The organism is Streptomyces sp. T12 (genome assembly GCF_028736035.1).
Classification (GTDB): Bacteria; Actinomycetota; Actinomycetes; order Streptomycetales; family Streptomycetaceae; genus Streptomyces.
The window spans coordinates 2,047,710-2,068,352 of record NZ_CP117866.1 but is presented as its reverse complement, the minus strand read 5'-3'; the positions used below and the strand labels follow the sequence as shown (position 1 = coordinate 2,068,352).

Sequence of the window (20,643 nt, the reverse complement as noted above, 5' to 3'; positions counted from 1 at the left end):
CCGCAGAGGGTCGAAGCCATGAAGGGCATCAGCTACACACGCTATGGCGGCCCCGAGGTGCTCGCATACGGAGAGGTGCGCGACCCGAAGGTCGGCCCCGACTCGGTGCTGGTCAAGGTGCGGGCGGCGGCCGTCAACCCGGTCGACTGGAAGTGCCGCGAGGGCTATATGGACCGGATGCTCGAGCCGGCCTTCCCGGTGGTCCCGGGGTGGGACGTGTCGGGTGTCGTGGTCCAACCGGGTGTGTCCGTGACGGAGTTCGGCGTCGGCGACGAGGTCATCGGCTATGTGCGCGAGGACCTCCTGTCCCGCGGCACCTTCGCCGAGTACGTCGCGGCCCCGCTGCGCACCCTCGCCCGCAAGCCCCGCAACCTCACCTGGGAGGAGGCCGCCGGGCTGCCCCTGGTGGGGCTGACGGCATATCAGGTGCTGATCAAGGTGCTCCAGGTCAAGCGCGGCGAGACCGTCCTCGTGCACGCCGCGGCCGGCGGGGTGGGTTCCATCGCCGTCCAGCTCGCCCGCCATCTGGGTGCCCGGGTCATCGGTACGGCGAGCGGGCACAACCACGACTTCGTACGCGGCCTCGGCGGCGAGCCGGTCGAGTACGGCGACGGGCTGACCGAGCGGGTGCGCGGGCTGGCGCCCGAAGGCGTGGACGCGGCCTTCGACACGGTCGGCGGCGAGGCGCTGAAGGCCTCGGCCAACCTCCTGGCCCCCGAGGGCCGCCTGGTGTCGATCGCCGACCCGGACGTCTTCGACTACGGCGGCCGCTACTACTTCGTCCGCCCCGACGCCGAGGACCTGCTGCGGCTGTCCGAGCTGGCGGAGGAGGGGGTGGTGTCCGTGCATGTCTCGCAGACGTTCCCGCTGGAGCGGGCGGCGGACGCGCACCGGCTCAACGAGGAGGGCCGTACGCGCGGCAAGATCGTGGTGACGGTGGACTGGGAGACGGAGGAGGCGGTGGCGCCGGAGGGGCTGTGGCAGGCGGCGGACTAGGTCTGTCCAGTGCGGCCCACAGGTGGCCGGCTCAGAAGACGAGGGCGGCGCCGCACACGGCCAGGGCCACGGTGAACAGGGCCGTGGCCGCGGCATGCCGAGGGGAGAGCGCCACCGGTTCGGCCGACGAGGACAGGACGCGGATACGGCGGTGGGCGAGGGCCAGGAAGCCCAGCCACAGGCCGAAACAGAGGGCGCAGACGACGATGCCGACCACCGAGACCCGGCCGTGCAGCGCGGTCTTCATGGCGAGTACGGCGGCCACGGTGCCGGCCAGTGTCGTACGACGCCACGCCAGGCGCGTCCGCTCGGGCTGCAGCCCCGGATCCCGCACCGGCTCCGCGACCGCACCGGCGCTCACCCTTCCCACCCCACGAGCACCACGACGACCATCGCGACGGCCACGACCGCGACTACGACGCCCAGCACCGCCGGGAACCGTGACACCGGCAGGTCCTCGCCCCGGCGCATCGCCCGCTCGCAGCGCACCCAGTGGTTGACCGCGCGCAACGAGCACAGCACGCCGGCCGCGAGCAGTGCGAGCGCCAGCCCCACGCGCCAGCCCCAGCGCAGGTCCGGCAGGAACTGGTCCACCGCGAAGCCGCCGCCGATGAGCGCGAGCGCGGTACGCAGCCACGCCAGGAAGGTGCGCTCGTTCGCCAGCGAGAAGCGGTAGTCGGGGGTGCCGCCCTCCTGCCGGATCTGCTGCGGCGCGAACCACAGCCGGACGTTTCGTACGAACTCGATCACATGCACGACCCTATCCGGGCGCCTGCCGGGGGGCGTTGTCAGTGCCGCCCGCTACGGTTCGGGCCATGGATGCTCCCATGTCACTGGCCGGGTACGCGATGCCCGGACACGGCATCGCCCCCGCCGAGCAGCTGCTCGGCCTGCCCGGCTTCTGGCCGGCGTTCTACGCCCCGGTCTGGGACGAGTTCGCGGACGAACCCGAGATTTTCGGTGCCGACTCGGCGGACGTCGACGAGGCGGCCGCGGTGCTGTACGGGGCGCAGGAGGTCTGGCCCGCGTTCCGCATACCCATGGCGGGCGGGCACATGCTGTGGATCGTCCACCGCAACTTCCCGGACGACTCCGGCACGGACTACCTGATCGCCCACCCCGACTGGGACCGCCACGCCTACCTGGCGTCGATCGAAGGCCACTACAGCGGGCCGGGACTGTCCTGGCCCGAGCTGGTCGCCGTCGCCGAGTCCGCTCCGGCCGGTGCGCAGGGCGTCGTGGATCCCGGCCTGCGGCTGCTCCTGCTGCTGCCGGCCTTCGGCGACGCGGACGTGCCCGAGGCGGAGGCGGTGGACCGGATATCCGGTGCGCTCAGGGCGGTGGGGGTGCCCGCCAAGGCGGCGCCGGACGTGGCGGAGCGGCTCCTGGACCACGACTTCTGGGACGGGCCCACCTGGACGACGCAGGGCCGCAGCCCGCTCAGCGGCACCGCGGCCGAGCCCCGTCCGCTGCCCCTGTGCGACGGGCGGTACAACCCGCGCACCGTTCCGCTCGGTTCGGGCATCACCGCCGACCAGGAGCGGGCTCTTGCCGATGCGCTTGCGGGGGGTCCGAGGGCGGGTTAGCCGCGATCAGCCGGTCGCGCAGGCCTGCGCGGTCAGCAGATCGCTTCGCCGTCGATCAGCCGGTCGCTCCGCCGCCCGCCCGGTGGGCCCTGAGGCGCTCGTAGGCCGCCAGCCCGTCCGGCACCCACGCCCACTCCGTCAGCCGTCGCTCCACCTCGGCCTCGGGCAGGAAGTCGTGCCAGGCGACCTCCTCCACCTGCGGGCTCACGGGCAGCTCGCAGCGCACCTCGTACACCGCCGACCACCAGGTCTGCCCGGCGCCGTCGTCGTACAGGAACTTGAACAGGAACGCCGGTCGGGGAAGGCCGCGCACGCCGAGTTCCTCCTCGGCCTCGCGCAGGGCGGCAACGTCGTAGGACTCACCCGCGCCGACCACTCCGCCGACGAACATGTCGTACCGCGAGGGGAAGACCAGCTTGGTGGGCGTACGGCGGTGCACGAAGAGGCGGCCCTGCGCGTCCCGGGCCTCGATGAAGACGGCGCGATGGCGCAGCCCCTTGGCGTAGGCCTCGCCGCGGGGGGACTGCCCGATGACCTGGTCGTGCTCGTCGACGATGTCGAGAATCTCGTCAGCAGCGCTCATGGGCCCATCCAAGCAGGGGGCCGTGCGACAGGGGCCATCCAGCAGGGGGCCATCCGGCCGGTCGGGGGGAGGCCCCGCCCCGGCGCCGCCGTCACCCCGCGGTCTGCAGTGCCGGCGTCCGTTGCGGCTGCTTCGTCCCGCACGGCATCGCCGGGTGCATGCCGAGCAGGATGATGCCCACCACGATGCCCGTGAGTCCGGCCGCCTCCCACGCCAGCGCACCCGCGTCGGTGCGGAGCCGGTCGCCGAGGAAGCCGACGCCGCAGGCGATGCCGGCCAGGGGCTGGGCCGCGGTCAGGGCGGGCAGGGACATGCGCAGCGACGCCGTCTCGAACGCGCTCTGGACCAGGATCAGCCCGGTGAGGCCGAGCGCCACCACGGCGTACGGCTGCCAGCCGGTCAGGACCTCCGCCATGCCGCCCTCGGCGAAACGCTGGCCGGTCACCCGCGTCAGCGCGTCCTGCACGCCGTACAGCAGACCGGCGGCCGTCGCCAGCAGCGCCGGACCCGAGCTGAGCCGCGAGCGCTTGGCGTACGCCGTGAGCAGCAGGGCCACCCCGACCATGACGCCGATGATCAGCCACTGCCGGAAGGGATCGCTGGGCGCCGTTCCGCCGTGCGGCTGGCCGGCGACGATGAACGCCGTCACACCGCCCGCGAGCAGGGCGAGGCCCGCCCAGCCCTGGCGGCCCAGTGGCTGCTTGGTCTGGCGGCGGGAGAGCATGAGCGCGAACAGCAGGTTCGTCGCCAGCAGCGGCTCCACCAGGGAGATCTCGCCCTGGCCCAGTGCCATCGCGCCGAGCGCCATGCCGACCACCATGAGCCCGATGCCGCCCAGCCAGCGCGGCACCTTCATCAGGTCGAGCAGGATCCGGGGGGAGAGGAAGTCGCTCAGTGGCGCCTTCTGGGCCGCGTTCTGCTGCAGTACGAAGCCGAAGCCCAGGCAGCATGCAGCACTCACGGCGAGTATCAGAATCTGAAGCGACACGCTGCGTACCTCGAATCCTGCCGGGCGGACGGGATGCGTAAGGGCCGACTGTAGCGGCCCCGAGCCCGGCATGCGCGTTCCCGCAATCCTCCGATGCCGACGACGGCGACGCCATGACGTACTTCACATACTCCGAACAAATCGGGCATTACGGGCGGGGGTGGTGTCACAACTATCCCACCAGTAACAGAAGTTGACGCGTGTAACGCGGCAGCGGCCCTTGACGCGAAGCGTTGGCTGCGGATTTGCTGTGAGTGATCGGTTGATGACTGTCCACACTTCCCCCCTACAGAACTCAAAACGGTGTCCCCACCTCCGCCACCCCTCGGCCGCGGCCGAAAGCGCGCAGCCCACACCTTCGACGCGGCCCTCGACGACGCCGAGCTCGCCGCGGCCCGCACCGCATTGGCCCAGGGCAGGTGGCAGACGGCCCGCTCACTGCTCACCCGGACCGGCGACGACTGGGACCGCAGAGGGCACCGCGTCACCGTCCTCGCCCAGGAGCCGTACTGCGCCCCTTGGGTCCGTGACTGGCTGCTCGCCGAACCCGACTCCGCCGACGCCGCCGTCCTGCTCGCCCTCGCCCTGGTCCGGCGCACCCTGCGCGGCAAGGAGAAGCCGGTCCGCGCCCGCGAGTCCTGCCACGCCGCCGCCGCGCTCACGCCCGCCGACCCCACGCCCTGGCTCGGCCTGCTGATGCTGGAGAGCGCCCTGGGCGCCGAGGAGGAGGTGCGGCGCCTCTTCGCCGAGGTCCGTGCCCGGTACGCCGACCACCACCACGCCCATCACCTGATGGTCGCCCGGCTCGCCGAGCGCCACCCCGGCGCCGGTCCCGACCCGCTCCACGAGGTCTACGACTTCGCCAACGACGCCGCCGAGCGGGCCCCCGCCGACTCCCCGCTCGCCATCCTCCCGGTCATCGCCCACACCGAGCGCTACCGCGTCCTCGCCGCGGCGGGCCACCAGCCCCGCGACACGGCCGCCTCCGGGCACTGGACCGGCCGCCGGGCCCGGCAGGTGATGCGGGCCGCCTTCGACTGGTGGCTGGAGTGGGAGCAGGAGGGTCACCCGCGCCGCCTCATCGACCTGAACTTCCTCGCCCACGCCAAGGTCCGCGAGGGCCGCAGCGCCGAGGCGGCCGCCCTGTTCCACCGCATCGGTGAGCACGCCACCCCGTCGCCCTGGTCGTACCCGGACCTCGATCCGTATCCCGCCTTCCGCGCCGCCCGCGCCACTGCACTCGGCACGTCGTAACCACACGGCCCCCGTCCACCCGCCCCAACGCCCCCGACCCGACCACACACCCAGCGTCGCCGACCCTGACCCGCACCCAGCGCCGCCGACCCCCGACCGGACGCCAGTGCCCCCGCCCCGACCACACACGCAGCGCTTCCGCCCCCGACCCGCACCCCCAGCGCCCGCCCCCGACCCGCACCCAGCACCCGCCCCGAGCAGGCACCCAGCGCCCACCCCCGACCACACACGCCCCCCACCCCCGACCCGACAAAGGACGGTCATTGCGATGACGACGGGCAGTTCCAGCACGAGCAGGGCCACCGCGGACGGCGGCGGCATCAGTACGTTCAAGGGGCAGGACCGAGCCCTGCGCGCCGACCGGCTGGGTACGACGGGCCTGCTGCTGTCCGTGCTCGCCGCAACGGCACCCCTCATGGTGGTCGCGGGTGTCATGCCCACGACCTTCGGGGTGATGGGCGTCCTCGGGCAGCCGCTGCTCTTCGTGATCCTCGGCCTCGTGCTCGCCCTGTTCAGCGTCGGGTACGCCGAGATGAGCCGGCACGTCCACAACGCCGGTGCCTTCTACGCGTACATCTCCCGCGGCCTCGGCGGCACCGCCGGCGCCGGTGCCGCGATGGTCGCGCTCGTCGCCTACAGCGCGCTCCAGGTCGGCATCTACGGCATCTTCGGGTTCGAGGTCTCCGGGCTGTGCGCCACCTACCTCGACACCGAGGTCGCCTGGTGGATACCGGCGCTGGTGGCCGTACTCCTCGTCGGCGCACTCAGCTGGCTGAAGATCGACCTCAACGCGCGCGTGCTCGGCGTTCTGCTGATCATCGAGGTCGCCCTCGTGGTCATCTTCGACGTCGCCGCGCTCGCCGACCCCGGCAAGGAGGGCCTGTCGCTGCACGCCTTCAACCCGGACACCCTCACCGGCGCGGGCATCGGCACCGCCCTGTGCTTCTGCGTCGCCGCCTTCCTCGGCTTCGAGCAGGCCCCCGTCTACGCCGAGGAGACCAGCCGCCCGCACGTCCTCGTGCCCCGCGTGATGTTCCTGGCCATCGGCGGTATCGCGGTGTTCTACACGATCAGCTGCTGGGCGTACACCGTCGCCGCCGGCCCCTCGGCGATCGTCGGCACCGCGCAGGAGCAGAGCGCCGGGCTGCTGTTCTTCCTCACCGAGGACCTGCTCGGCACCGGCTTCACCGACACCCTGCACGTGCTGTTCGTGACCGGCATGTTCGCGGCGATGCTCAGCTTCCACAACGTCGTCGCCCGTTACGCCTTCGCCATGGGCCGCGAGGGACTGCTGCCCGCCGGCTTCGGCCGCACCAGCGGCGCGAGCGGCGCCCCGGGCACGGGTTCGCTGCTGCAGACCGTGATCTCACTCGTGGTCGTCGCCGTCTTCGCGTTCACCGACGACAAGCCGGCCGGCGACCCGACCGCCCCGGTCCTGCACCTGTTCACCTGGATGGGCAGCCTCGGCGCGCTGGGCGTCGCCGCACTGATGGCCGCCGCCTCGGTCTCGGTCATCGTCTTCTTCGTCCGCCGGGGCGCCGTCGCCGCCCAGTTCTGGCGGCTGGCCGCCTCCGCGCTCGCCGTCCTCGCGCTGGCCTTCATCGTCGTCTACACCGTCAAGGACTTCGACGTCCTGATCGGGGCGGGCCCGGGTTCGTCCCTGAGCTGGGCGCTTCCCGCCGTCATCGCCCTCGCCCTGGCCGTCGGCCTGGTCCAGGGCCTGCTCCTGCGCTCCCGCGCCCCCGAGAAGCACGCCCGCATCGGGCTCGGCAACGAGGCGTTCCAGCTGGAGAAGGCGGCGACGGAGGCGTCGTAGCAGACGGAGCCGTCGTAGCAGAGGGCCGCCACTCTGAGAATCCCGTAAGAAGTGATTACGGAACCCTGACGAGCACCCGCGATTCCTGGTCCCGCCCGGGTCGCGGGTGTTCGAATGGACAGGTGAATCCCGAACAGCCCGAAGCCTCCGAAGCGAAGGGCGAGCAGAAGGGCAAGCCCGTCGGCCGCCGCGTCTTCCTCGGCACCCTCGGCCTGGGCACCCTCGGCGTGGTCACCGCGCCGACCCTGCAGCGCGGCCTGGAGTCCTTCCTCGCGGGCGCCTCCGACAAGGACCCGACCGGCCTGACGGGCCTGCTCCCCAACGGCGGCGGCTTCCGCTACTACTCGGTCGCCTCCTCCGTACCCCACAAGAACGCGACCAGTTACCGCCTCACGGTCGACGGCCTGGTCGACCACCCCCGCACCTACACGCTCGCCGACCTGCGCGCCCTGCCGCAGACCCGGATGGTGCGCGACGTCCAGTGCGTCACCGGCTGGCGGGTCCCCGGCACACCCTTCGAAGGCGTACGCCTGTCCCGGCTGCTCGACGCCGCGGGAGTGCGCCAGGAGGGCGGGGCGGTGCGCTTCACCTGCTTCGACGGCACCTACACCGAGAGCCTCACCCTCGACCAGGCCCGCCGCGCGGACGTCCTGGTCGCCCTGCGCATGCAGGACAAGGACCTGGGCCACAGCCACGGCGGCCCGGTCCGCCTCTATGTGGCCCCCATGTACTTCTACAAGTCCGCCAAGTGGCTCTCCGGCATCACCGTCACCAAGGACGTGAAGCCGGGCTACTGGGAGGAACGGGGCTACGACGTCGACGCCTGGGTCGGCCGCTCGAACGGACGCGACGATGAGCCTACGAGTTGACGCACCCGGCCGGTCCACCGGCGTCCGGCGCTTCAGCCGGGCCGAGCGCTGGGTGCACCGCACGACGGCCGCGCTGATGGGCGTGTGCGTGGTGACCGCGGCCTGCCTGTACGTTCCGCAGCTCGCCGAACTCGTCGGGCGCCGCGAGCTGGTGGTCCGCATCCACGAGTGGGCCGGCCTCGCCCTGCCCGTGCCGGTCCTGGCCGGCCTCGCCTCCCGTGCGTTCCGCGCCGACCTGGGCTTCCTCAACCGCTTCGGCTCGCACGACCGCGTGTGGCTGCGCGCCGCGTTCCGCCGTGACAAGCGGGCCGCGTCCCGTCCTGCGGGCAAGTTCAACGCCGGGCAGAAGATCTATGCGGCCTGGATCGCCGGGGCGACGCTGGTGATGCTCGGCACCGGTCTGATGATGTGGTTCACCCACCTCACGCCCCTGGTGTGGCGCACCAGCGCGACGTTCGTCCACGACTGGCTGGCCCTGACCATCGGCATCGTCCTCGCCGGCCACATCGGCATGGCACTAGGGGATCCGGAGGCCCGCCGGGGCATGCGGACCGGCTCGGTGAGCCGGGAGTGGGCCGAGCGGGAGCACCCGCTGTGGCGTCCGTGAGGCGGTGAGCGCCGGGGGCGGTGGTGCGGGGAGGAGCTCCGCAGGATCGCCGGGGGACGGCACCGACGCGCTGAGCAGCGGCTCCGATCCGCCGGAGGTCCCTGTGGCCAGGGCGGCGGAAGCGCCCGGGCCCGGCTCCGTGCCCACGCTCGGTTCGGGGTCCACGTCGGGAGCGGGGACGGTGAAGGCGGCCGGCAGGCGTACCTCGGTGCCCGCGTGCCGGACGGCCACGTCGACCGGGCCCGGCTCCAGGACCGGTACGACGACGGACAGCACCAGCCGGTCGCCCGACTCCGACGTCAGGACGGGCACTTCGGGTACCTGCCGGCCCCCGACGACCACGGTCGTGTCCCGCGGCAGTTCGGCGGGGTCGAAGTAGGTGCCCGCCAGCTCGATCCCGATCGTGTTGCCGGGCCGCGCCTCGGCATCACCGCCCGTGTCCACCCCGGCGATCCGGTAGCCGCACGCCGCGGGAGTACCGCTCGGCGAGGGCTTCAACCGCACGATGTCGCCGGGATGGCGCCGATGGAAGTCGAGCAGGGAGCCCAGGACGGCGTACGCGGCACGGCCCTTGCAGGTGTCGGCCTTGTCCGCCGGAGCGGCATGGTCCCGAACCGCCTGCCCCCAGCTGCCGCCCTGGCCCTGCACGGCCAGACAGGCGGAGGCCAGCCCGCGCAGCAGCGTCCACTCCGCGTCGGCCGGCGTCCGGGGGATCACATTCAGCGCGGTCCGGCACTCGGTGGGGGAGCGGAGCAGGTCGTACACGCTCGCCGGGTCCGGCGTGCCGTCGATGTCCGGTGAGTCGGGGCCGGGCGGGAGCCAGGCGGGGACCTCTAGGAGCTTCTCGCTCATGGAGGGGCTGGGGGAGGAGGGGCTCGGACTCTCGCTCACCGCTCCGCCCTGGGAGGCGCGGGGCGTGCCGGTGGCCGCGGGCACTGCGAAGTGGCCGTCCGGTGACTGCCGTACCGGAGGCGGGGAACTGCCCGGCGCACCGGCCGGCAGCCTCCGCGTGCCGTCGGAGGGCTCGGCGGTGACGATCGTGCCCCCGCCGCCCCTGCCGTCCGCAGTGACACCCCCGTCACTCGTGAAGGCCGCGGCGGCGACCGCCACCGCCCCCGCAACGAGCAGCCCCGAGATACGCATCCCGAGGGAAACCGCCATGACGCCCCCCGATGTTCCCGCCCCCGACGGCTGCGGCAGCCGCCAAGGGTCACCTCATCATCGGGCCGAGGGCGCCCTTGGGGAAGCCGCTTCATGCGATCGCCAGAGTGAGTTCAGGCACTGGGACATGGCGATCCCACGAAGCGGAACCCCTGCGCGACCCCGGCTGTTCAGCCCCCGAAGTCCAGCAGCACCTTGCACGACCGGCTCCGGTCCGCGGCGAGCGCGAACGCCGACTCGGCCTCCCGCACCGGCACCACCGCGCTGACCAGCCCGTCGAACGAGGGCTCGGCGGCGAGCAGTTCCAGTGCCGCGTCGAACTCCCCGTCGAAGCGGAACGCCCCCCGCAGCTCGATCTCCCGGCTCACGACGAGGTTCCCCGCGAACGGACTCAGTCCCGGCGGCAGCATCCCGAGCTGCACCACGGCACCCCCGCGCCGCACCAGCCGCAGGCACGCGTCCAGCCCCGCGGCGACCCCCGACGCCTCGATCGCCACGTCCACCTCGGAAGGCCACCCGGCATCGCCGGGATCATCGGCCCGTACGAGGCTGTCGGCGCCGGCGATCCGCGCGTACTCCAGCGCCGTCGGCAGCAGGTCCGTCACCGTCACGTGCGCCGCCCCGGCTGCCTTCGCCGCCGCGACCACCAGACACCCGATGGGCCCGGCACCGGTGACCAGGACATGCCTCCCGGCCACCTCTCCGGCCCGCCGCACCGCGTGCAGTGCGACGGACAGCGGCTCGGCGAGCGCCGCCCGCCGCAGGTCGAGCCCGGCCGGGAGGGCCCTCAACTGGTCGGCGGGCACGACCACTTGGGCCACAAACCCGCCCTGCACATGCGGGAAGCGTGCCGCGCTGCCGAGGTAGCGGGTGTCCCGGCAGACGTTGCGCCGCCCGTCCGCGCACTCGGGGCAGACCGAGCAGGGGGTGGCCGGGTGGACCGCGACGGCCGTACCGGCGACCGGACCTGATGCCCCGTCACCGTACGAGACGACCGTCCCTACCACCTCGTGCCCGAGCACCATCGGCTCCCTGAGCCGGAAGTCGCCGACCCCGCCGTGCCGCCAGTAGTGCAGGTCGGAGCCGCAGACCCCGCCGTACCGCACGGCCACCAGCGCCTGTCCCGGGCCGGGAACCGGCACCGGCAGCTCCTCGACCCGCAGGTCGTCCTGCCCGTGGATCACGCAACCGAGCATCCCCGAAGCCTCCTTCACAGCACGCTCGTCATGCCGCCGTCGACGTACAGCACCTGACCGCTGACGAAGTCCGCGGCGGGAGAGGCGAGGAACAGCACCCCGCCCACCAGGTCCTCGGTACGCCCCCAGCGCCCGGCCGGGGTGCGTCGCCGCACCCAGGCGCTGAACTCCTCGTCCTCGACGAGAGGTTGGGTGAGCTCGGTCTCGATGTAGCCGGGGCCCAGGCCGTTGACCTGGACGCCGTGCGGGCCCCAGTCCGCGCACATGCCCTTGGTGAGCATCTTCAGCGCGCCCTTGGTGGCGGCGTAGGGGGCGATGCCGGGGCGGACGACCTCGCTCTGCAGCGAGCAGATGTTGATGATCTTTCCGTGGCCGCGTTCCGTCATCCGCCGGGCGGCCTCCCGGCCGACCAGGAACGCGCTGGTGAGGTTGGTGTTCAAGATCCGGTGCCAGTCGGAGTCAGTGAACTCCAGCAAGGGCGCGCGCAGTTGCATGCCCGCGTTGTTGACCAGGATGTCGAGCGGGCCCACCCGCTCCTCGACGTCCGCGATCCCGGCGGCCACCGACGGGCCGTCGGTCACGTCGAACGCGGCCGTGTGGACGTCGCCGGGCAGTTCGGCGGCGGCCTTGGTGAGGCGTTCGCCGTCCCGCCCGTTGAGGACCACCGTGCAGCCGGCCTGAGCCAGACCGCGGGCGAGCGCGAGGCCGATGCCCCGGCTGGAGCCGGTGACCAGGGCCGTGCGGCCGCCGATGTCGAAGAGGGGGTGAGCCGTCATCGTCGTACTCCTGAAGTCGTACTGAAAAGGCGCTGGATGACCGCTAGATGACCAAGGACAACAGCAGGACCACGCCACCGGCGACGACCGAGATGATCGTCTCCATGACGGACCAGGTCTTGATGGTCTGTCCGACGTTCAGGCCGAAGTACTCCTTCACCAGCCAGAATCCGGCGTCGTTGACATGGCTGAAGAAGAGCGAGCCGGCGCCGATCGCCAGGACCAGCAGGGCCGCGTGGGTCGTCGACATGTCGGCCGCGAGCGGGGCGACCAGGCCGGCCGCCGAGACCGTCGCCACCGTCGCCGAACCCGTCGCGAGGCGGATGGCCACCGCGATCAGCCAGGCCAGCAGCAGTGCCGGGATCGACCAGTCCTCGGAGATGTCCAGGACCATCTGGCCCACACCGGTGTCGATCAGCGTCTGCTTGAAGCCGCCGCCCGCACCGACGATGAGCAGGATGCCCGCGATGGGTGCGAGACCCTTCTCGACCAGCGGAGAGATGCGCTCCTTGCCGAACCCGGCGGGCGCGAGCAGCGTGAAGATGCCCAGGAGCACGGCGGCGAGCAGCGCGATCATCGGGGAGCCGATGACGTCGAAGACACGCTGGACGGTGTTGGCCGGGTCGTCGATCACGATGTCGACCAGCGCCTTGGAGAGCATCAGGACGACCGGGAGGAGGATCGTGATCAGCGTGGGCCCGAAGCCGGGGAGCTTGCGCTTGCCCAGTTCGTCGGATTCCTCGGAGGGACGCTGCGGGATCATCCGGTCCGGGGCCGGGACGTCCACCCAGCGGGCGGCGTAGCGCGAGAACAGCGGACCGGCGATGATCACGGTCGGTATGGCGACGAGGACGCCGAGCGCCAGCGTGACACCGAGGTCGGCGCCGACCGCGTCGATCGCGACCAGCGGGCCGGGGTGCGGCGGGACCAGGCCGTGCATCACGGACAGGCCGGCGAGGGCGGGGATGCCGATGCGCATCAGCGAGTAGTTGCCGCGCTTGGCGACCATCAGCACGACCGGGATCAGCAGTACGACGCCGACCTCGAAGAACAGCGGCAGGCCGATCACGGAGGCGATCAGCACCATCGCCCACGGCATCGAACGGCCGCCCGCCTTGGCGAGGATCGTGTCGACGATCTGGTCGGCGCCGCCGGAGTCGGCGAGCATCTTGCCGAGAATCGCGCCGAGCGCGATCAGTACGCCGACACCGGCGACCGTGGTGCCGAGGCCGGTGGTGAAGCTGGCGATGGCCTTGTCGAGCGGCGCCCCGGCGATCGCGCCGAGCACGAGCGTTCCGAGGGTCAGCGACAGGAACGCGTGGAGCTTGAACTGGGTGATGAGCAGGACGATGACGGCGATGCCCGCCAGGACGGCGATGCCCAGCTGAGCGTGGCCGGCCGAGGTGATGGGCTCGACGGTGTCCGCTGCCAGCATCTCGACGCTGAGTCTGGTCACGGGGGTTCCCTTGCAGGTACGGGGATGGGGGACGCGTGGGGGGTGTTACCGGCGCTTGCCGGTGGTGCCACCGGTGGGGGCTACCGGCGTTGCCGGTGTCAGTCGGGAAGTTCGCTCAGCGCCTTGACGGCTCGCTCGGTGATCTCCTCGGGGCTCCCGGCGACGTCCACGGCGACTCCGGCCTCGTCGGCCTGGAGCGGCTGGAGCGTGGCGAACTGGGAGTCGAGCAGCGCGGTCGGCATGAAGTGGCCCTGCCGATGCGCCATCCGGTCCTCGATGACCTCCCGGTCGCCCGTGAGGTGCACGAACACCACCCCGGGCGCGGCGGCCCTGAGCCGGTCACGGTACGACCGCTTCAGCGCCGAGCAGCTGACCACCCCACCGAGCCCGGCCCGCCCGTGCGCCCAGGCGCCGATGGCGTCCAGCCACGGCCACCTGTCCGCGTCGTCGAGCGGGGTACCGGCCGACATCTTGGCGATGTTGGCCTGCGGGTGGAAGTCGTCGCCCTCGGCATACGGGACGCCGAGCCGGGCGGCGAGCGAAGGACCGATCGTGGTCTTGCCCGTGCCGGCGACGCCCATCACCACGACGACGTGGGGGGTACGCATCACTGCCTCGCTGTCTTCCTCGACATCCGACGTCGACATCCGACGTCGGCCACACTGAAACCCATTAGGTACGACGAATTCAAGAGCCTGTGACAAATAAGTCTGACTTTTTGATTCCGTGATCTGCCCCGTACGCTGAGTGCATGAGCACACCGGGCCGGGGGCTGCACGGCCATGTACTGGAAACCCTCGGCCCCGCGATCGCCGCGGGCGAGTACCCGCCGGGCAGTGTCCTGCGCACGGACGAGCTGGCCCAGCGCTTCGACGTGTCGCGCTCGGTGATGCGGGAGGCGGTCCGCGTCCTGGAGTCCATGCACCTGGTGGAGTCACGCCGCCGCGTCGGCGTGACGGTCCTTCCCAAGGCCGAGTGGAACGTCTACGACCCGCAGGTCATCCGCTGGCGCCTGGCCGGCGCCGACCGCCCCCAGCAGCTGCGCTCACTCACGGTCCTGCGCTCGGCGATCGAGCCGGTCGCGGCAGGCCTGGCGGCCAAGTACGCCACCGCCGACCAGTGCGCCGCACTCACCGAGTGCGCCCTCGGCATGGTCGCCCACTCACGAGGCCACCAGCTGGAGGGCTACCTCATCCACGACGTCGCCTTCCACCGAGTCATCCTCAACGCCTCCGGCAACGAGATGTTCGCCCGCCTGGGCGACGTGGTCGCCGAGGTCCTCGCGGGCCGCACTCACCACGAGGTCATGTTCGAGGACCCCGACCCGGCCGCGGTCACCCTGCACGTCCAGGTCGCGGAGGCGGTCCGGGCCGGCGACGCGGTGCGCGCGGAGCACCTGACCCGCGAGATCACGGTCGGCGCCCTCCAGGAGCTGGACATCCTGGCGCCATGAGCGAGGCAGGCCGACGACTGGACATCGAGCGGACCACTGGCTGGAGCCGGGGGCGGCCGTGTACGTCACGTAGGGACCCCGCCTAGGCCATCACTGGGGGAAGTCCCCGTCCACGTACACCCAGGCCCCGCCCACCCGCTCGAACCGGCTCCGCTCATGCAGCGACCCGCCCCGGTAGGACGCCCGGAACTCCACGGTGCCGGTCGTGTGGAACGCCGTGCCGTCTCCCGCCGCGAGGATCTCCAGCCCCGTCCACCGCATCCGCGGATCGAGGTCGAGCCGCGGCGGCCGGGTCCGGGGGTGCCAGGTACGCAGAAGATACGCCTCGTCGCCCTTCACGAACGCGCTGTACCGCGACCGCATCAGCGCCTCGGCGGTGGGCGCGGCAGCCGTTCCGGAGTGATACCGGCCGCAGCAGTCGTCGTACGCCTTGGGCAGCCCGCAGGGGCAGGAACGCGAGGTCATGCCCGCCATTGTGCTAGCCCGCCGCCCGCGTCGGGGCCCCGGGCAGCGGCGGCAGCGCCGCCCCGTACACCCACGCCTCGAACAGCTCCTCCACCGGCTCGGTCGCGAAGCGGGCCACGTGCGAGGTGAGGGCGGCCGTCGTCACCGTGCCGCCCCGGTGCAGTTGCCCCCAGGTGCGCAGCATGCGGAAGAAGGCGATGTCGCCCAGCGCGCACCGCACCGCGTGCAGAGCGAGACCGCCGCGTTCGTAGAGCCGGTCGTCGAACATCGACTTGCGCCCGGGATCCGCCAGCCGCAGATCCTGCGGCAGCGTCGACAGCAACCGGTGTGCAGCAGTGGCGAGTTGCTGCGCCGTACGGCCGCCCGACCGCTCCGACCACAGCCACTCCGCGTACTTCGCGAACCCCTCGTTCAGCCAGATGTGCCGCCAGTTGGCGATGGACACGCTGTTGCCGAACCACTGATGTGCCAGCTCGTGCGCGACCAGCCGCTCCGAACCCCGCGCCCCGTCCACATGGTTGGCGCCGAACAGCGACAACCCCTGTGCCTCGACGGGGACATCGAGTTCCTCCTCGGTCACGACGACCGCGTACTCGTCGAAGGGGTACGGCCCGAACAGGTCCTGGAACAGCTCCATCATCGCGGGCTGGCGGGCGAAGTCCCGGGAGAACTCCGGGAGCAGGTGCGCCGGGATGTGCCCGTGCTGCGGCACCCCGCCCAGGCCCGGGTCGCCCAGCAGCACCGTCTGGTACTTGCCGATCGACAGCCCGACCAGATAGCTGGACGTCGGCGCCGACTGCTCGTACACCCAGGTGGTCGTGGACGCCTTCGTCGTACGGGTCAGCAGCCGCCCGCCCGCCACCACCGCGTACGCCGACGGCGTCGTGATCGAGATCTGGTACGACGCCTTGTCCGCGGGCCGGTCGTTGCACGGGTACCACGACGGCGCCCCGATCGGCTGGCTCGCCACCAGCGCCCCGTCCTCCAGCTCCTCCCAACCGAGGCCGCCCCAGGGGCTGTTCACCGGCTTGGGGTTGCCCGACCAGTGCACCTCGACCGTGAAGGCCGCCCCGGCGCGGACCGGCTTGGCGGGGCGCACGCGCAGCCGCCCGCCACGGTGCGTGTAGTGCGGCTGCCGTCCGTCGACCCGGACCCGCCCGATCTTGAAGTCGCCCAGGTTCAGCACGAACTCGGCGAGCGGTGCCCGTCCCGCGATGGCGTTGATCCGGGCCGTCCCCGAGAGCCGGTTCGGGCCTGGGCGGTAGTCCAGCGCGAGCTCGTACCGGTGCACCCGGTACCGGGGGTCGCCGTGCTCCGGGAAGTACGGGTCCGCGCCCGCCGTCTGCTGAACTGCCACTGCTGTCTGTGCTCCCTGCGCCGTACTGCTGCCACTCCCCGCCGGCCCACCGCTCTCCGGCTCCGAGTGGGCCGGCATCAGGGACGCCATGCCTCGATCGGATTGCCGAGCCAACGGGTGTCGTCGGGGACGGACTCCGCGGCCATGACGAGCGAGGCGGGACCCAGCGTCGTACGGGCCCCGATCGCGCTGCCGGGCAGGACGATCCCGCCAGGACCCAGCGTCGCGCCCTCACGGAGGACCACAGTATCCGTCCGCAAGATCCGGTCGTGGAAGAGGTGCGTCTGCAGCACACAGCCCCGGTTCACGGTGGCCGCGTCCTCAAGCGTCACCAGATCCGTCTCCGGCAGCCAGTAGCTCTCCACCCATACGCCCTTGCCGATCCGCGCGCCGAGCCCGCGCAGCCACGCCGTCATCACCGGCGTACCCGGAACCGAACCCGCCAGCCACGGCACGGCCAGCACCTCCACGAAGGTGTCCGCCAGCTCGTTGCGCCACACGAAGGAGGACCACAGCGGATGCTCACCGCTGTGATGCCGCCCCACGAGCAGCCACTTCGCGAGGATGGACACGAGCCCCGCCACGACCCCGGCGCCGAGCAGCACCAGCCCCGACAGCAGCGGCGCCCAGACCCCCAGCGCACACAGCGCCGCCACCGTCAGCACCGCCAGCCACGCCGAGCAGAACACCGGCACGATCCGGCACAGCTCCACCAGCCCACGCGCCCACAGCAGCCGGGCCGGCGGATCGTACGTCAGGCTCTGGTCGCCGTCGGCGGCGGCACGCGGCAGCTTCACCGGCGGCAGCCCCAGATACGACGTGCCCTTCTTGGCCTTCTTCGGCGTCGCCGACAGCACGCCGACCAGCCCGCCGTCCGGCACGGTCCGCCCGGGCGCGGTCATTCCCGAGTTCCCGAGGAAGGCCCGCCGCCCGATCTCCGCCCGCCCGATCCGCATCCAGCCGCCACCGAGCTCGTACGGCGCGGTCAGCGTGTCGTCGGCCAGGAACGCGCCCTCGCCGACCGTGGTCAGACTGGGCAGCGCCAGGACGGTCGACACCTCGGCGCCCCGCCCGATCCGCATCCCGAGCAGCCGCAGCCACACCGGCGTGACCAGCCCGGCGTACAGCGGGAACAGCGTCTCGCGCGAGCGGTCCATCAGCTGCGTGACCGTCCAGGCCTGCCAGCCGACGCGGCTGTGCGTCGGGTGCGTGCCCTCGCGCAGACCGAGACTCAGCAGCCGTACGGCGATCAGGAGCAGCACGGCGTACGCCAGCCCGAAGGCGAGCGTCGCCGGGACGAGGGCCAGCGCGGCGCCCGTCAGGGGCGCGTCCGGCGTGAAGAACACCTGGGCCACGAGGAACGCGGCCGCGCCCGCCAGCACCGGCAGCGCGGTCAGCGCCAAGCCCGTGATGCCGTACATGACACGCCAGTACGTCCCGCGTCGCGGCCGGTCCTTGGGCCAGTTGCGCTTGGCCTTGCCCAGCTTGACCGCGGGCGCGCCCGCCCAGCGCTGACCGGTGGGAACCTGCCCCGTGACCGCCGAACCGGGCGCCACCTCTGCCCGCTTGCCCACCCGGGCACCGGGGAAGAGCATGCTGCGCGTGCCGACGACGGCATGCGCGCCCACCTTCACCGCGCCGATCTCCAGCCGGTCCCCGTCCAGCCAGTGCCCGGACAGATCCACCTCGGACTCGACGGCCGCGCCCCGCCCCAGCTTGAGCAGCCCGGTGACCGGCGGCAGCGAGTGCAGGTCGACGTCGGGCCCGACCTTCGCGCCCAGCGCCCGCGCGTACCGCTCCAGCCACGCCCCGGTCAGCGAGGTCGCCCCGCTGAACTCGGCCAGCCGCTCGGCGGTCCACAGCCGCAGATGCACACTGCCACCGCGCGCGTACCGCCCGGGCTTCACGTTCCGGAGCAGCAGCCGCGCGCCACCGGCGGCCAGCGCCAGCCGCCCCGGCGGACTGAACAGGACGACCGCTCCGACCGCCACGAGCCACCAAGGGGCCGTCGGCAGCCACGCGTAGGCGGGCAGCAGATTCCCGAGCGCGGCCAGCGCGACCGTCCAGCGCAGCCCGAGCAGCGTGAACAACGGAACGAGAAGCAGGAGTTGGATCACCTGCGCGCGCCCGGGCACCGGGGTGATCGTGCGTTGCGCCCCGTCGTCCTGCGCGGACTCCTCCAGGCGCCGGGCCAGCTTGCGCAGCACCGGCTGCTGGTAGATGTCCAGAACGGCCGCGCTCGGATAGCGCGTACGCAGCCGTGTCGTCAGCTGCGCGGCGGCCAGACTGCTGCCGCCGATCGCGAAGAAGTCGTCGCGGGCGCCGGAGACCGGGATGCCGAGCACCTCGGCCCACTGCTCGGCGAGCCAGGCCTCGGTGCCGTAGAGCTGCTCGGCCGGACCACCGCTTTCGAGCCCCTCCAGCGGCCAGGGCAGCGCGCCCCGGTCCACCTTGCCCGAGGTCCGGGTCGGCAGCTCCTCGACCGGCGCGAGCAACGGCACGAGCGCGGCGGGCAGTTCGGCCCGCAGCTTCTCCACCGCGGCCGCGTGATCCCAGCCGTCCTGGGTGACGACGTACCCGACGAGCAGCTGATTACCACTGCGAGCGGTCCGCACGGCGGCAGCCGCACCGGCCACCCCCGGCAGCGCCTGCAACGCGGCATCCACCTCACCGAGCTCGATCCGCCTCCCGCCGAGCTTGATCTGCTCGTCGGCCCGCCCGAGGAAGACCAGCCCCTCGGGCTCCGCCTTGACGAGGTCACCGCTGCGGTACGCCCGCTCCCACCCCAGGGACTCAAGCGGCGCGTACTTCTCCGCGTCCTTCTCGGCATCGAGATACCGGGCCAGCCCGACCCCGCCGATCACCAGCTGCCCGCTGGAGCCCATCGGCACCGGCTCCCCGGCCTCGTTGACGACGGCCAGCTCCCAGCCGTCCAGCGGCAGCCCGATCCGGATCGGCTCCTCCCCGCTCATCAGCGAGGCACAGGCCACGACGGTCGCCTCGGTCGGCCCGTAGGTGTTCCACACCTCGCGCCCCTCGGTCACCAGCCGCTGCGCCAGCTCGGGCGGACAGGCCTCACCGCCGAAGATCAGCAGACGTACGTCGTTGAGGGTCTCCGGCTCCCAGAGCGCGGCCAGCGTCGGCACCGTCGACACGACGGTGATCTCCTGCTCGACCAGCCAGGGTCCGAGATCGGCACCGCTCCTGACCTGAGAGCGCGGCACCGGCACCAGACAGGCCCCGTACCGCCAGGCCAGCCACATCTCCTCGCAGGAGGCGTCGAAGGCGACCGACAGCCCCGCCATGACCCGGTCCCCGGGCCCGATCGGCTCCTCGGTCAGGAACAGCGCGGCCTCGGCGTCCACGAACGCGGCGGCACTGCGGTGGGAGACGGCGACACCCTTCGGCTTCCCGGTCGAGCCGGAGGTGAAGATGATCCACGCGTCGTGCTCGGCACCGGGACGGGCGGCCGGAACCTCGCTGTGCGAGTGGACGGTCAGCTCGTGCCCGGCCCCCACGACGGCCCGTACGTCCGCCTCCCCGAACACCAACTCGGCCCGCTCGTCCGGGTCCTCGGCGTCCACGGGGACGTAGGCGGCACCGGCCGCGAGCACGGCGAGGATCGCGACGTAGAGGTCATTGGTCCCGGACGGCACCCGCACGCCCACCCGGTCACCGAGCCCGACCCCGGCGGCCGCGAGTCGGCGTCGCAGCCGCTGCACCTCGACGGCCAGCGCGCGATAGGTGAGGCTGGTCGTGCCGTCGTCCAGGGCCGGCTCGTCCGGATAGGACCGTACGGACGCCTCGAAAACGTCGACGAGGGTGCGCGGGGAGGCCGCCGGACCCCCGGAGAAACGTGCCGTGTCACCGAACCGCTGCTGGATCTCCGCGCTGAGCTCTGTACCGATCTCTTCGCCGAGCAGGCCGAGAGCGCTGCTCTCCTGTATGGCTGCCATCCGGTCCTCGCGTCTCGATCCCGGAAGCTCCGGGGCGCTGGCGGGCCCGCAGGTCTGCCTGGGGTTGTCCGGCTCCAGCTCCGTAACAAGCCGGAAATTTTAGTACGACGCTAGGTTCGGGCAC

At 72.3% G+C, this 20,643-nt stretch carries 19 protein-coding genes; 7 read left to right on the top strand and 12 right to left on the bottom strand.

Features of this window, described 5'->3' with window-relative positions; genetic code table 11:
* The first annotated feature begins 18 nt into the window (after positions 1-18).
* The gene (locus PBV52_RS09130; protein ID WP_274237787.1) at positions 19-996 is read left to right on the top strand and encodes an NADP-dependent oxidoreductase; all 978 of its coding nucleotides are present in this window, start codon (positions 19-21) and stop codon (positions 994-996) included.
* Between the two features lie 31 nt (positions 997-1,027).
* Here PBV52_RS09130 and PBV52_RS09125 read toward each other — a convergent pair whose 3' ends face one another.
* Both PBV52_RS09125 and PBV52_RS09120 read right to left on the bottom strand, forming a co-directional pair.
* Positions 1,028-1,357 carry a DUF202 domain-containing protein gene (locus PBV52_RS09125; RefSeq protein WP_274237786.1) on the bottom strand — a complete coding sequence of 110 codons (330 nt, stop codon included), beginning with the start codon at positions 1,355-1,357 and terminating at the stop codon, positions 1,028-1,030.
* Positions 1,354-1,746, bottom strand: a complete 393-nt coding sequence (locus PBV52_RS09120) for a YidH family protein (RefSeq protein ID WP_274237785.1) — start codon at positions 1,744-1,746, stop codon at positions 1,354-1,356. The genes PBV52_RS09125 and PBV52_RS09120 overlap by 4 nt, the downstream gene beginning before the upstream one ends.
* 65 nt (positions 1,747-1,811) lie before the next feature.
* On the opposite strand from PBV52_RS09120, the gene PBV52_RS09115 reads away from it, so the two are divergent.
* A complete protein-coding gene (locus PBV52_RS09115; RefSeq protein ID WP_274237784.1) occupies positions 1,812-2,582 on the top strand; it encodes a hypothetical protein in 771 nt (256 codons plus the stop codon).
* Between the two features lie 55 nt (positions 2,583-2,637).
* Here the strand turns inward: PBV52_RS09115 and PBV52_RS09110 are convergent, their stop codons facing one another.
* Both PBV52_RS09110 and PBV52_RS09105 read right to left on the bottom strand, forming a co-directional pair.
* Positions 2,638-3,165, bottom strand: coding sequence for an NUDIX hydrolase (locus tag PBV52_RS09110; RefSeq protein WP_274237783.1), 528 nt, complete (start codon positions 3,163-3,165; stop codon positions 2,638-2,640).
* 91 nt (positions 3,166-3,256) lie between these two features.
* The gene (locus PBV52_RS09105) at positions 3,257-4,153 is read right to left on the bottom strand and encodes a DMT family transporter (protein ID WP_274237782.1); all 897 of its coding nucleotides are present in this window, start codon (positions 4,151-4,153) and stop codon (positions 3,257-3,259) included.
* Between the two features lie 303 nt (positions 4,154-4,456).
* On the opposite strand from PBV52_RS09105, the gene PBV52_RS09100 reads away from it, so the two are divergent.
* The 4 genes from PBV52_RS09100 (at position 4,457) to PBV52_RS09085 (ending at position 8,699) form a co-directional block, all read left to right on the top strand.
* Positions 4,457-5,407, top strand: a complete 951-nt coding sequence (locus PBV52_RS09100) for a hypothetical protein (protein ID WP_274237781.1) — start codon at positions 4,457-4,459, stop codon at positions 5,405-5,407.
* A gap of 268 nt (positions 5,408-5,675) precedes the next feature.
* Positions 5,676-7,223, top strand: a complete 1,548-nt coding sequence (locus PBV52_RS09095; RefSeq protein ID WP_274237780.1) for an APC family permease — start codon at positions 5,676-5,678, stop codon at positions 7,221-7,223.
* A gap of 122 nt (positions 7,224-7,345) precedes the next feature.
* Positions 7,346-8,092 carry a molybdopterin-dependent oxidoreductase gene (locus PBV52_RS09090; RefSeq protein ID WP_274237779.1) on the top strand — a complete coding sequence of 249 codons (747 nt, stop codon included), beginning with the start codon at positions 7,346-7,348 and terminating at the stop codon, positions 8,090-8,092.
* Positions 8,076-8,699 (top strand): cytochrome b/b6 domain-containing protein, encoded by a 624-nt coding sequence (locus PBV52_RS09085; protein ID WP_274237778.1) that lies wholly within the window; start codon positions 8,076-8,078, stop codon positions 8,697-8,699. Before PBV52_RS09090 ends, PBV52_RS09085 begins: the two co-directional genes overlap by 17 nt.
* Here the strand turns inward: PBV52_RS09085 and PBV52_RS09080 are convergent.
* From PBV52_RS09080 to PBV52_RS09060, 5 genes are all read right to left on the bottom strand, one after another.
* On the bottom strand, positions 8,610-9,860 hold the full coding sequence (locus PBV52_RS09080; RefSeq protein ID WP_274237777.1) for a hypothetical protein: 1,251 nt from the start codon (positions 9,858-9,860) through the stop codon (positions 8,610-8,612). The genes PBV52_RS09085 and PBV52_RS09080 overlap by 90 nt on opposite strands.
* Before the next feature lie 170 nt (positions 9,861-10,030).
* Positions 10,031-11,056 (bottom strand): L-idonate 5-dehydrogenase, encoded by a 1,026-nt coding sequence (locus tag PBV52_RS09075; protein WP_274237776.1) that lies wholly within the window; start codon positions 11,054-11,056, stop codon positions 10,031-10,033.
* A 14-nt stretch (positions 11,057-11,070) separates the two neighbouring features.
* Positions 11,071-11,832: an SDR family oxidoreductase gene (locus tag PBV52_RS09070; protein ID WP_274237775.1), complete on the bottom strand. Its 762-nt coding sequence runs from the start codon at positions 11,830-11,832 to the stop codon at positions 11,071-11,073.
* A 43-nt stretch (positions 11,833-11,875) separates the two neighbouring features.
* Complete coding sequence (locus tag PBV52_RS09065; RefSeq protein WP_274237774.1) at positions 11,876-13,288, bottom strand: GntP family permease; 1,413 nt, start codon at positions 13,286-13,288, stop codon at positions 11,876-11,878.
* 98 nt (positions 13,289-13,386) lie between these two features.
* Positions 13,387-13,896 (bottom strand): gluconokinase, encoded by a 510-nt coding sequence (locus PBV52_RS09060; RefSeq protein ID WP_274237773.1) that lies wholly within the window; start codon positions 13,894-13,896, stop codon positions 13,387-13,389.
* Positions 13,897-14,039: 143 nt separating this feature from the next.
* On the opposite strand from PBV52_RS09060, the gene PBV52_RS09055 reads away from it, so the two are divergent.
* A complete protein-coding gene (locus PBV52_RS09055) occupies positions 14,040-14,741 on the top strand; it encodes a FadR/GntR family transcriptional regulator (protein ID WP_274237772.1) in 702 nt (233 codons plus the stop codon).
* A gap of 90 nt (positions 14,742-14,831) precedes the next feature.
* Here PBV52_RS09055 and PBV52_RS09050 read toward each other — a convergent pair whose 3' ends face one another.
* From PBV52_RS09050 to PBV52_RS09040, 3 genes are all read right to left on the bottom strand, one after another.
* Complete coding sequence (locus tag PBV52_RS09050) at positions 14,832-15,206, bottom strand: YchJ family protein (protein ID WP_274237771.1); 375 nt, start codon at positions 15,204-15,206, stop codon at positions 14,832-14,834.
* 13 nt (positions 15,207-15,219) lie between these two features.
* Positions 15,220-16,563, bottom strand: coding sequence for a M1 family metallopeptidase (locus PBV52_RS09045; RefSeq protein ID WP_274237770.1), 1,344 nt, complete (start codon positions 16,561-16,563; stop codon positions 15,220-15,222).
* A 77-nt stretch (positions 16,564-16,640) separates the two neighbouring features.
* Positions 16,641-20,519: a Pls/PosA family non-ribosomal peptide synthetase gene (locus PBV52_RS09040; protein WP_274237769.1), complete on the bottom strand. Its 3,879-nt coding sequence runs from the start codon at positions 20,517-20,519 to the stop codon at positions 16,641-16,643.
* Positions 20,520-20,643: the final 124 nt, after the last annotated feature.

Bases quoted from the DNA above. Each gene is read 5' to 3' on its own strand.
- PBV52_RS09130 (WP_274237787.1), top strand. From the start codon at position 19: ATGAAGGGCATCAGCTACACACGCTATGGCGGCCCCGAGGTGCTCGCA.
- PBV52_RS09115 (WP_274237784.1), top strand. From the start codon at position 1,812: ATGGATGCTCCCATGTCACTGGCCGGGTACGCGATGCCCGGACACGGC.
- PBV52_RS09110 (WP_274237783.1), bottom strand. From the start codon at position 3,165: ATGAGCGCTGCTGACGAGATTCTCGACATCGTCGACGAGCACGACCAG.
- PBV52_RS09095 (WP_274237780.1), top strand. From the start codon at position 5,676: ATGACGACGGGCAGTTCCAGCACGAGCAGGGCCACCGCGGACGGCGGC.
- PBV52_RS09085 (WP_274237778.1), top strand. From the start codon at position 8,076: ATGAGCCTACGAGTTGACGCACCCGGCCGGTCCACCGGCGTCCGGCGC.
- PBV52_RS09080 (WP_274237777.1), bottom strand. From the start codon at position 9,860: ATGGCGGTTTCCCTCGGGATGCGTATCTCGGGGCTGCTCGTTGCGGGG.
- PBV52_RS09075 (WP_274237776.1), bottom strand. From the start codon at position 11,056: ATGCTCGGTTGCGTGATCCACGGGCAGGACGACCTGCGGGTCGAGGAG.
- PBV52_RS09070 (WP_274237775.1), bottom strand. From the start codon at position 11,832: ATGACGGCTCACCCCCTCTTCGACATCGGCGGCCGCACGGCCCTGGTC.
- PBV52_RS09060 (WP_274237773.1), bottom strand. From the start codon at position 13,896: ATGCGTACCCCCCACGTCGTCGTGGTGATGGGCGTCGCCGGCACGGGC.
- PBV52_RS09055 (WP_274237772.1), top strand. From the start codon at position 14,040: ATGAGCACACCGGGCCGGGGGCTGCACGGCCATGTACTGGAAACCCTC.
- PBV52_RS09050 (WP_274237771.1), bottom strand. From the start codon at position 15,206: ATGACCTCGCGTTCCTGCCCCTGCGGGCTGCCCAAGGCGTACGACGAC.
- PBV52_RS09040 (WP_274237769.1), bottom strand. From the start codon at position 20,519: ATGGCAGCCATACAGGAGAGCAGCGCTCTCGGCCTGCTCGGCGAAGAG.